Raw genomic sequence first — 12,043 nt, 5'->3', positions numbered from 1 at the left:
GTTTTAGCCATTATTTACTTTAATTGTCATGATTAACATTTCCCCAATAGATATCTACATACTTTTTCTATGAATTATGCTATAATCATTCATTACCTGTACAGCAATATCTGAACGGTAAAAATATCTTGTTCATTTAAGTTTAAGAGCTGAACAAAACCTGAACAAACTGGTTATCTCAGCAAATACCCTTAAGCTCCTTTGGTTCTTAACACCCCTTGAAATCAACCTAGAATACAGGAATAAGGTAATTTACCCTAGAACTTTTCCATAATGAAAATGTAGACTTCATAAAAATTGCTCACCCCTACAAAACACGTTCTGAAACTCTCCCAATATCCTCAGAGTTCAGTTAAAACCAATAAATAATTTGAAAATAGAAAAGCTATGTCCAGTTTTTATTGAGGACGTATTTTATCACCCAAATTCATAATCTGATAAATTTATACCTGAATTTTTTTCAATAATTAAATACTTAATCCATTTCAATGACATATTACTATTGTCGTTAAAATGCCAACTACCTAATTCATTATTATGAAAGGACAAAAACCAAGATTTATGAAAATGAGCGCCCTTCTGCTCTACTTCCTGTTAGGAATAAGCTGGGCGTACGCACAAGAAACCATTTCAGGTGTTGTAACAGACCAACAAAAAACTCCGCTTCCAGGTGTTTCTATTGTTGTAGAAGGCACTAGCAAGGGTGCAGTAACAGATTTTGACGGTAAATATTCAATTACCGCCTCAGCGGGTGAAACATTGGTGTTCTCTTACCTAGGTTTCAAAACCGAAAAACGTTCGGTTTCTGCCAACAACAAAACTATAAGCCTATCTATGGAAGAGGATTCTCAACTTCTAGAGGAGGTGGTTGTTGTAGGGTATGGAACTCAAAAGAAAAAAGAGGTAACCGGGGCCGTTGCGCAAGTCGCGTCCGAAGAATTGGTTAAAATTCCTGTATCCGATATTGGAGCCGCCATTCAAGGAAAAGTTTCCGGGGTAAACATTCAAGCTGTTAGTGGACGTCCGGGAGAAGCTGCCAACGTTCAAATTAGAGGTTTGGTGTCTATAAATGGCGGAGAGCCCCTTTATGTGGTAGATAATATTCCTCAAGAAGAAAATCCTAACCTTGCACCAGAACAAATAGAATCCATAGATATCCTGAAAGATGGTGCTTCGGCTTCTGTTTATGGGGTTCGTGCAGCTGGTGGAGTAATCCTAATTACAACCAAGAGAGGTAAGAAAGGTAAAATGAAAATAGACCTGAATACCTTTACCGGGATTCAAAACATTACTTCAGGAACACCCTTATCCAATACGGTAGATTTTCTCTATAACAGAGAAACTACTGCAGAAGTAGGAGGAGATGAGCCACAGACATTTTTATTGGATGCAAACGCACTGGACTGGGATACGAATTTTGTTGATGAAGTTCAAAATGACAATGCTATAATTCAAAACGTTTCTTTCAACTTATCTGGCGGTGCAGAAAATTTGACTTATAATTTCAACACCACTTACTACAAACAAGAAGGGGTTTTAATAAGTTCTGATTTTGACCGGTTAACAAACAGAATTACGGGACAATTTACCAAGGGTAAATTTAAAGCTTTTGGTTCTGCTAGTTTAACTACTGAAAACAGAAAACAAGAACCATGGAATTTATTCGGTTTTGCCATACAAAATGTACCGCATAGTGCTCCTTTTGATCAAATAAATAGAACTGGTGAAAATACCGTACTCATATCTGCTGCCAATGAAATCTTCTATGGCTTTCTTTCAAGGCAATTAGATAATATTGATGAAAGAGAAAATAAGAGCAATAGTATATCTCTTAATTTAGAATATGAGGTTTTAGATGGCTTAAGTTATAAATTAAATTTAGGTCGTAATGAGGGACAGTATTTTAGAAAGTTCTTTCAGCCACAATACCTTGCTTTAGATAGAAATGGAAATTTAAGTCCTGCAGCCTCTACCCTTAACGCAGAATTAGACTATAACTATTGGTTCTCCAAAAGAGAAACCATTGAGCATATTTTAAATTATAAAAAATCTTTTGGGCTACACAACTTTGATCTTTTAGGAGCCGCTTCTTATGAAAAATATAGGTGGCGAAGTCTTAACGTAGGAACTGTATTTGCCGATGACGCATCAAACGATGTTCAAGTATTAAATGCAGGTGCGGACCCTAAATCCCCTAATGAATTCCAAAACGGTTATACGCTTGCCGGTAAATTGGCCAGATTACAGTACAACTATGATGGAAAATATTTATTAACGGCAAGTTTTAGACGTGACGGTTCTTCCAAGTTCTCCCCAGAAACAAGATATGGTAACTTCTATGGATTTTCTGCCGGGTGGAATGTTACTGATGAAAAATGGTTTAATGTAGATGCCATTAACAATCTAAAAATTAGAGGAAGCTGGGCCCAAACAGGCTTTAATGGAATACCGGATTATGCCTTTATTCCATCCATAGAAGCAGGGGTTAATTACCCTTTTGGAACGGACGAAAATCTTGTAAACGGTCAAGTTCAACGTAGATATGCCAATCCAAATGTGGCATGGGAAACAACTGTTTCTAAAAACATTGGTTTTGAGCTGGGTCTCTTTCAAAACAAATTAAATATAACTGCGGATGTCTATAAAAATGATAAACAAGACATGCTAATTAACGAGCAGACCGCTCCTTCTTCCGGTTTGTGGCAACCACGTGCTCAAAGTACTTACGGTAGTGTAGCCCTTAATGCTGGTAACATGGTAAATAAAGGTGTGGAGTTTGCAGCTAACTACAAAGGAAAAATAGGAGACAAATTAAACTTTGGCATATCAGGAACATGGACTCTTAATGATAATAAAATCACCAATTTAAATGGTAAAACACTTGGGCAGTCCGGAGGAACTATTAATAGAGATAACACAACCTTCTTAGCCTTAAATAATCCGGCCGGTTCTTTCTTCCTGTTACAAAACGATGGTGTAATTAAAACCGAAGAAGAATTGACGGAATACCAACAGTTAGATTTAAGTGCTATTAGCTCTCCACAATTAGGTGATTTACGTTTTAAAGATGTAAATGGAGATGGAGCTATTAATGACAATGACCGTGTATTCTCTGGTTCTGGTATTCCACAATGGGAAGCCGGTCTAAATCTAAATCTAGATTATAACAATTGGGATTTATCCGTACAAAGCTATATGGCTTATGGTACTGAAGTATACAATGGTAATAAAAACCTAGCCTATATAGGTGGGCGCCATCAAGATCAAGTTTTCCAATGGACACCACAAAACCCGGACTCGGACATTCCAACATTTAGACAAAATGAAGGCCATTCTAATGTAAGAGGGTTTTCTGATTGGTTCTTAGAAGACGGAACTTACCTACGTATCCGGTCCATATCCTTAGGGTATACGATTCCAAACACTCAAGACTACGGAGTAGACAAAATAAGACTCTATTTAAACTCTGTAAACCCTTTTACTTTTACGAATTATACGGGGTATGATCCTGAAGTAGGTGGTGATAGTCTATTTCAAAGAGGTGTGGACAATGGCAACTACCCTATTGCTCGCCAGTTTATGCTAGGAGTTCAATTAAGTTTTTAAAAAAATAACTATGAAATCAATGAACAAAATAATAACAAAAAGTCTTGTACTTCTTGCACTAATTATTGCTAGCTGTAATGAAAGTACATTTTTAGACGAAGAAAATCCAAATGCTCTTACAGAGACAAATTTTTGGAAAAACGAAGGACATTTTAACGCTGCTCTCGCGGCGGTTTATGGCGCTCTACAATATCGTTCCGTTAGTGGTGCCGAGTTAGTGCAGGAATTTGTGCTAGGAGATATTGCTGGTACTGAATCTTGGTATAGGCCTTATCCGTTTAGAAATCTAACCTATACAAACGGGCAAATTCACTTAACCAACAAATGGGAAGAACTGTATGTTGGCATCTTTAGGGCAAACACTATTATTTCTCAACTAGAAGAAGTAGACGAAGAGACTCTTGATGATGAAGCCAAAGCGCAAATAGAGGGCCAAGCTCGTTTTTTAAGGGCTTTCTTTTACTTCCAAGTTGTTCATACCTATGGAGGAGCTATGATACATGATGGAGTAGCAGAATCTATTCAAGAATTGAGTAAGTCCATATCTACTATGGAAGAAGTAAATACGCAAATAATTATTCCAGATTTAGAGTTTGCCATGAATAATTTACCAGAATCTTGGGAAGCTAACGATGTAGGTAGAGCCACTTGGGGTGCTGCAGCTTCGTTATTAGGTAAAACATACCTCTATGATGAACAGTGGGGGCAAGCAGCCACTTTGTTTAAAGAAGTAATAGATTCTGGAATATATAGCTTAACAAGAAATATTGAAGATAATTTCTGGCACGAAAATGAATTTAATGAAGAATCTATTTTTGAAGTAAATTATTCTTTTGATATAAAACCTGGTAATAGCGGTTTTGCAGAAGATGATACTACCAATGGTGGAGCGGGTGCTGAATCTACTACCCTTAGTACCGAAGTTGGGCACCTACAATACGGAGCTTTTAATACCGTAATCGCTTCTTACAACTTGCACGAAATGTTGGTTTACGATGAAGTAGACCCCAACAATTCTATAAACGACACCAACTTAGAGTCCAGAAGAATGAATGCTACCATTGCACCTAGAAATGGTGAAGGCGACTGGTACCTTGCTCCTTTTGCAGAAGCAAAGGCAAGTTGGGGAGGCGGACAAAGTGCCTATCTAAAAAAACACTCTAACTGGTACCATCTAGATGCAGAACCACCAAGAGGACGTAGTGGTATTAATTTCAGACATATCCGTTATGCAGATGTTTTATTAATGTATGCCGAAGCCGTACTTAATGATAGCGGAGACTTTATGACTGCCATAGAATATATAGACATGGTAAGAAGTAGAGCCGGTGTCTATACTTTACAACAGTATATGGATATGAACGGTGGCATGTTTCCACAGCTGCACGTAAGCAAACAAGTTCATGGAGACCATCCTTTGGTAGTTGCAAATGCACAAACTGTATTAACGCATATTCAACGTGTGGAACGAGCAATAGAATTATGCTTTGAAGGACATCGTTATAAAGACTTGGTACGTTGGGGTATTGTTAAAGAGGTTTTTGATGATTTACGTGCCGATGAAGTTTGGCGTGAAGCTAATTTAGATGTGACCGGACAAGGTGAGGCCCCTCTATTTATATCAGGAAGAGTTAGACCGGACTTTATTCAATCCTCACAAAATTATCGCTCGGCGCAACATGACTATTTTCCTATTCCTACTGGAGAAGTATTAAACAATCCTAATTTAAACAACTAAAACCGCTAGACATGAAAAAATATAATATCTTAAGTGTACTCTTCATCCTAGCTCTGCTTGTCTTCAGTTGCGAAAAAGAAGAGGAGCTGAACATAAGCGATGTGAACCATAGAATTATCGTAACATCCGAAATGGATTTCCAAAACAAAGTAATTGTTGGAGGTCATATAGATTTTGGCGATATCTCTAGAGGAGTTGAAACCAGAACATGGACATTCCCCGAAAACTCTCGTATTTCAGGAGAGAAAGCTAATACCTCATCCAAAGAGGTAGTAAAAGGTGTTTTTAACAAGGCCGGAGTATATGACGTTAAACTAAGCCAAACTTTTAAGGGTAATGTTTTTCGAAATGATGATAGTACGGTTCCAAGCGACACCAAGCAGTTGGACACCACCATCGTGATCACTGTAATTGATTCTATCAAATCTGTACTAAGGGCCTATCATGTAAACCCTGATGGGAGCGTAGGAGCTGAATTGGATTTGTCCAACGGAGCAGAAAATGAAATAGAAGCCAGTAACTCCGTTCGTTTAACCTACACCGCAATAGGCGAACCGGAAGCAATTGCATGGTCTTCGGATGGAGGAAAACCTGCCACTATAAACTCCGGTGCAGAAGAAGAGGTAGACATGCGGTTCAATAGATTAGGGTCTTGGGATCTTGAATTTATTGCCTCAAGGTTTAGACCAACGGATGCGGACACCCTTTCTTTTGAGAAAGTGATAAAAGTAATACCATCTTCCGCTCCGGTAACTTTGGATAGAGTGGCCGAACGTGAAGACAAGATTGCTTTAGAATTCAGCCGAGAAATAGATGGAAGCACGGTAGATCCAGCCGATTTTACCGTTAGAATAGAAAATAACAGAGATGAAATGAATCCTATTCTGATCAATCCTGTTATATCTACGGCGACCATAGACAAGAACGAAGCCAATATTGTTATTCTTGATTTAAGTGGAGAACAACTTTATAATGATGACCAAGTTTACGTAAGCTATACGCCTGGGAAACTTACAACCGTTGATGAAGTGGAGTCAGAAGCATTTACCGATGTTCTTTTGACAGATTTTGACCAATTGGCCAATCTTTACCCTTCTACCCCATATGATTATGGATTAGAAACATCAACTCCTGATAATTGGGCTTACCTAGGTTGGGGAGGTCATTGGGGCGAATATGATTTGGATATTGGTGTGGTTAACACACGCACCGGAACCAAGAGCCTCGATATCAACTTTAGACCCAACGGTGGTATGATCGTTGAACATAGAGATGCCGGTGGAAATCCTGTGGTAATAACCCTTGAAGAAGGTAAAAGATATGAGTTTGGCTACTGGATATATATAGAAAGTGACTTATCAGGAGTTCCTTCAGGTACTGAATCCTCAGATATTAGAATATATCCTTCAAACTGGGCTTTTGAACTGATACCTACCGTATTCACTCCTGACCTACCTACCGGAGAATGGGTATATCAAAAACAAGAATTTGATGCAGGTTTTACAGGTGAAGTAAGTTGGTTCATTAGAGGGTATAACGAGTTCAACCCACAAGCTATTAAATTTCATATAGATGATATGTTCTTAGCAGAAGTTCCTGTTAGACCATAAAGGTATAACCCCCGAATCTTAACCGCTATTTTAAATAGTAAAATGGGCAGTCTTTAAATAGGCTGCCCATTTTTAATTGCAAGTTATGTATTGACTCTTTTAGGTATTATTTATACCACATATTAGAAGATATAGCGCTTTTAAATTGTGGACATAAAATCTATAAGATTTTCTCCTTTTTCTAATCCAAGTTTCTTTCTTAACCTATATCTCGAAGTATGTACACTTTCTATTGTAATGCCCAATAAAGAAGACATCTCCTTACTTGAAAACCCTAACTTTACTAGAGCGCAAAGCTTTAAATCTGTTTGTCCCAAGTCTGGATATTTTGTCCTTATTTTTTCATAGAAGCTTTGGTTTATAGAAGTAAACCGTGCTTCAAACTCCTTCCAATTTCCACCTGGGGAATTTTGAAAACCTTTGAGCATATTATGAATGGCCTTCGCGTCTATGGCATCACTTTTGGAAATATTCTGCTTTAGTTTAGCAATAAATTCTTCCTTTTCAATCAGTTGAAGGGCAGACGCAGTTAATTCCCTGTTTTTTAACATCATAACCTCATTGGTCTTTTGCTTTTCTAGTTTGTGTTTTCTTCTTAGGTTTCTAAACAAAAGAACCCCGTATAAAAACATAAAGACCACTATTACGCCCATTAAGATATTTTGTAAGAAACCTATTCTTTTTTGGTCTTCCAGCTTTTCAATTCGTACTTCTTTAAGTAGTGCCTTTTCTTTTTCTTTTTGAAGTCTGTAACGATCTTTTATTTCAAATAAATGTTTATGATTTTTACTTTTTCTGCCGAATATATTTTCATTTAATTCTTGTGCCTTATCATTGTAGTAAAAGGCTTCTTTAAAACTGTTTTGATTATAATACAGCTCGGACAAAACCTCATAGTTGAATAGCTTGTAACCCAAATGCTTATTATACATTTCCGAGAACTTAAGAGATTCCTTATAGTACTTTATTCCCTCCTCAAAATCTCCTTTTAGTTTATACACCTCTCCTAATAAAAAATAGACAATAGTAAGGTATGAAGGACTCTTCTTTTCAAAAAAGAGTTTAGATTCGTTTAGCGTGTTCAATGCATTTTCATAATCTCCTGCAATGGCATCCAAATAGCCCTTTTCCGTTTCTACGTAATATGATTTTTTATTGGGGTCTATCTTTTTTAAGGACAGTTCACAACTATCTAGATACGTCTTTGCCATTATATAATTATGGTTTACCCTATAACAATTTACAATAGCAAAGTAGTTACTGACCAAATAATCCTGACTTATCTTTTTCTCTTTAAAAAGCTGTTTTTTAAGCTTAAGGGACATATTAAAATAACGCAATGATTCTTCTTCCCTTCTATAGGCGGTATACAACCAACCCAATTCTTGATAAATACGGGATTTTGAAATATCATCATTGGATAGATCGGCTAAAATTAACGCTTCCCAATATCCATCATAAGATTTTCCATAATCCAACACGTTATCATATACTTCAGATAAGTGGCAAAGATTGTTAATTAAATTTATGGTATCCTTTTGTTCCGAATAATAGTCAATACCTTCTTTCAGGTAATAAATAGCACTGTCTAAATTTTTGGCTGTTAGTTGGTTTGCCTTGTCTATATACTTATTTGTACCATAAGGCTCTTGGGCCTTTACAAACAAACAGCTCAAAATAAAAACAGTACTAAGCATTTTTAGCAATCTCCTACGCTTCATCATATCTAAAAATTATTGCCCCACAATTAAAAATCAACTAAACATTAGAAAATACAAGACTGAACACGGGTCTTTTTTTCCTAGTCAAAGTCAATATAATATTTGCTTAGTTGAAATTCATGAAAATTGAACCAGTTTTTAAGAATGTTCAGTTTTTATTCATAAGAAAACCAAAGATTTTACCCACGATTAACCAATATTTGTCAAAATAACAATGGAAAAATTACTGATACATCAATTTTTCGTTCAGATTTCTCAAATAGAAAAAATAGAACCAAAACACATGATTTTAAGTGTGAGTATAAAAATAAACCCAACAAAAACCTAGAAAAGGTAAATATGCAAGTATAAACGTACTAGTCTATTTCCAAACATTTCATAAAAAGTACCATTACGAAACAAAACATGGGCAAAATTTAAATACAACTATTTTACCGGCCCCACTTTAAACGAAACATCAAAATTCATATAAATTAAATAACGCTTATTACAATGATTTCTAGAACCAAAACAATCCTATATTCGTTTCTCTTTTTCGCTATGCTTTCATATCATAGCTATGCCCAGGTTACGACATATGACCAGAAAAAACTAGACTCTTTAGGGGTAACTCAGGCCCAAATAGACCATTTGGGTATTACAGATATAGATCATTTAAGTGCCGCTTCTAAAAGAGCCTTAAAATGGCCCGTAGATTTAGGAAACGAATGGTTTATTCAGTTTTCTAACTTAAAACCGTTGAAAGGAGATTTAGCCTATGAAGAAGGTGTTGTACGTAGAGACCCCAGTGCTGTCATAAAAGAAAATGGTAAGTTCTATGTATGGTATTCCAAAAATACCGGACCAACACAAGGTTTTGGAGGCGATGTTGAAAACGACAAGGTATTTCCTTGGGACCGTTGTGACATTTGGTATGCAACTTCGGAAGACGGCGAAACTTGGAAAGAAGAAGGCTTAGCGGTACCTAGAGGTAAAGCTGGGGAATATGATGACAGATCGGTATTTACCGTAGAAATCATGAAACATGAAGACAAATATTATTTGAGCTACCAAACCGTAAAATCTCCCTATACGGTACGTGTAAAAAACCAAATTGGCCTAGCTTGGTCCAATTCTCCTGACGGTCCTTGGACGAAAAGTAAAGAACCTATATTAAGTCCTGCCGACAATGGTATTTGGAAAGGTGAAGAACAAGATAGATTTGCTGTTGAAAGAAAAGGCGACTTTGATAGCCATAAGGTTCATGACCCTTGTATTATTCCTTTTGATGGCAAGTTTTATCTATACTACAAAGGTGAACAGATGGGAGAAGAAATTACATTTGGCGGAAGACAAATCCGTCATGGTCTTGCCATTGCAGACAAACCTGAAGGACCATACATAAAATCACCATACAACCCAATTAGCAATAGCGGCCATGAAATTTGTGTTTGGCCATACAATGGTGGTGTTGCGGCCTTAATTACTACAGATGGTCCAGAAAAAAACACCATTCAATGGGCACCTGACGGTATTAATTTTGAAATAATGTCCGTCATTCCCGGAGTTACTGCACATGCCATTGGCTTAAATAGAACTGCAGACAATGAAAAAGAACCTACAGAAATATTAAGTTGGGGACTTTCTCATATGTACAATAGCTGGGATTATCAAAGTATTATGAGCTTTACATCAGAAAGAAAGACCCAACATAGGGCCAAAGGAGAATAAAATACGAGTTGAGTTGAGTTGAGTTTGATTAAGCAAGGACAGTATGTTACATGTAGCTACTGTCCTTTTTAATAAGTTGAATATTACTTAAACCTCATTTTTCGTAAAAATGTAACACCATTTGAACATAAAGATATCGCTAAGAAAATAATAAAACCCACTGTTTTATGACAGCAAAGGCTATAATTATAACTGGAACAAACATTGTTTTAGCACTGATACTAGTAAGTTTATCTTCGTGCCAGCACAAAGAACCAGAAACGTACGAAAGCGCCTCTTACAAGCGTTTTCGCGAAAATCAGATTTCTTACGAAAAGTACAATGAATATAATACCCAATTTTCATTTAAAAAACTACAGGGGTTTGAAGACGGCGCAGAACGTTATTATCCCTCTAGTGTAATAGAGATTGATAGTAAATATTACATGTGGTATTCAAAACCTCTATCTAACAGCGAAGTGGTAGGCCCCAATGACGCTACCGATTCACTAAGAGCTTTTCACTGGGATTTGTGCGATGTTTGGTACGCAACCTCTACCGATGGCTTAAATTGGGAGGAACAGGGAGTGGCAATTTCGCGTGGCACAGCTGGGCGTTATGACCACCGTAGCGTATTTAATCCTGATATTTTGTTTGCAAATGGCAAGTATTATCTAGTTTATCAAGCAGCAAGAAGCATTGAAGATGCACGCTGGTCAAAACAATTCAAAACATCCGGAGATTTTACACCCAATGTAATTGGCATGTCCGTAGCCAGCACTCCGGCGGGACCTTGGAAAGCTTTGGATGAACCCATATTAAAACCCGGTTCTGAAGAAAGTTGGGATGCCGAGGTTATACACGAACCCACCTTTTTTGTTAAGGGAGGACAATATTTTCTATACTACAAAAGTCATGGCCGCTTACCATGGACCCCTAACGTATCACCGGGTAAATTTAATAAAGAACATGCCGATATACCCTTAGCCACAGGGGTTGCAATAGCCAATAACCCTGAAGGCCCATATATTAAATCTAAGTACAACCCTGTTTTAATGGGCGGACATGGCAGCATGGTATGGCCATATCGTAACGGTGTATGCGCTACATTACCTGAAGGACCTGAAAGAAACAGCATCCTATTTTCTGAAGACGGAGTAAATTTTTACCCTAAAATTCAAGGTTTAACCATTCCCAAGGGTGGCGGTGCTTACCGACCAGGGAATTTTACCGATGTAAACACAAGCCCAGGACAAGGCATAACATGGGGAATTAGTCATGAATTGTATCCCAATTATCATTTTGTTCGTTTTGAATGCGACTTGTCCTTAGAAAAAGGCAACAGGGTAAACGAAGAATACCAAATGGTCAAAGACTACATGAAAAATGACACCTATGACTATAACCTCAAATTGAATACCGGCACCAGATAAAGGGCACCAACCTACTTATTGCGTCTCCAACACTACACCTGATTTTTAATACCACCTGAAATGGAAATTGAATTTCCCTTAGGTCGGTGAATAGGGTAAACTCTTTTTTACCTTTGATATCAAACAACAATAAATCTGCAAAATATAACTGCAAAAGGCAGCTAAAAAAAGGAAGGGGCCTGGTTTTAACCACGCCCCTAACCCATACTAAACTAACTGAAAACTAACTCAATTTAAACAAACTCT

6 protein-coding genes are annotated in these 12,043 nt (G+C 37.2%); 5 read left to right on the top strand and 1 reads right to left on the bottom strand.

Annotated features, from left to right (window positions below; all coding sequences use genetic code 11):
* Nucleotides 1–561: 561 nt before the first annotated feature.
* The 3 genes from Q4597_RS15755 to Q4597_RS15745 are packed head-to-tail and all read left to right on the top strand — an operon-like array spanning nt 562 to nt 6,954.
* Nucleotides 562–3,606: a TonB-dependent receptor gene (locus Q4597_RS15755; protein ID WP_303407051.1), complete on the top strand. Its 3,045-nt coding sequence runs from the start codon at nt 562–564 to the stop codon at nt 3,604–3,606.
* A gap of 19 nt (nt 3,607–3,625) precedes the next feature.
* Nucleotides 3,626–5,344 (top strand): RagB/SusD family nutrient uptake outer membrane protein, encoded by a 1,719-nt coding sequence (locus Q4597_RS15750; RefSeq protein ID WP_289038223.1) that lies wholly within the window; start codon nt 3,626–3,628, stop codon nt 5,342–5,344.
* Nucleotides 5,345–5,355: 11 nt separating this feature from the next.
* A complete protein-coding gene (locus tag Q4597_RS15745) occupies nt 5,356–6,954 on the top strand; it encodes a hypothetical protein (protein WP_215913247.1) in 1,599 nt (532 codons plus the stop codon).
* Between the two features lie 140 nt (nt 6,955–7,094).
* Here the strand turns inward: Q4597_RS15745 and Q4597_RS15740 are convergent, their stop codons facing one another.
* The gene (locus Q4597_RS15740) at nt 7,095–8,678 is read right to left on the bottom strand and encodes a tetratricopeptide repeat protein (RefSeq protein ID WP_303407050.1); all 1,584 of its coding nucleotides are present in this window, start codon (nt 8,676–8,678) and stop codon (nt 7,095–7,097) included.
* Between the two features lie 489 nt (nt 8,679–9,167).
* On the opposite strand from Q4597_RS15740, the gene Q4597_RS15735 reads away from it, so the two are divergent.
* The gene (locus Q4597_RS15735) at nt 9,168–10,385 is read left to right on the top strand and encodes a family 43 glycosylhydrolase (protein ID WP_303407049.1); all 1,218 of its coding nucleotides are present in this window, start codon (nt 9,168–9,170) and stop codon (nt 10,383–10,385) included.
* Between the two features lie 167 nt (nt 10,386–10,552).
* On the top strand, nt 10,553–11,797 hold the full coding sequence (locus tag Q4597_RS15730; protein WP_303407048.1) for a family 43 glycosylhydrolase: 1,245 nt from the start codon (nt 10,553–10,555) through the stop codon (nt 11,795–11,797).
* Nucleotides 11,798–12,043: the final 246 nt, after the last annotated feature.

Source organism: Zobellia sp. 1_MG-2023, assembly GCF_030549125.1.
Lineage (GTDB): Bacteria > Bacteroidota > Bacteroidia > Flavobacteriales > Flavobacteriaceae > Zobellia > Zobellia russellii.
This window is presented reverse-complemented; position numbering and strand designations above follow the sequence as displayed.

Excerpts from the sequence above, each read along its gene's own strand:
- Q4597_RS15755 (WP_303407051.1), top strand. The coding sequence starts at position 562 with ATGAAAATGAGCGCCCTTCTGCTCTACTTCCTGTTAGGAATAAGCTGG.
- Q4597_RS15750 (WP_289038223.1), top strand. The coding sequence starts at position 3,626 with ATGAACAAAATAATAACAAAAAGTCTTGTACTTCTTGCACTAATTATT.
- Q4597_RS15745 (WP_215913247.1), top strand. The coding sequence starts at position 5,356 with ATGAAAAAATATAATATCTTAAGTGTACTCTTCATCCTAGCTCTGCTT.
- Q4597_RS15740 (WP_303407050.1), bottom strand. The coding sequence starts at position 8,678 with ATGATGAAGCGTAGGAGATTGCTAAAAATGCTTAGTACTGTTTTTATT.
- Q4597_RS15735 (WP_303407049.1), top strand. The coding sequence starts at position 9,168 with ATGATTTCTAGAACCAAAACAATCCTATATTCGTTTCTCTTTTTCGCT.
- Q4597_RS15730 (WP_303407048.1), top strand. The coding sequence starts at position 10,553 with ATGACAGCAAAGGCTATAATTATAACTGGAACAAACATTGTTTTAGCA.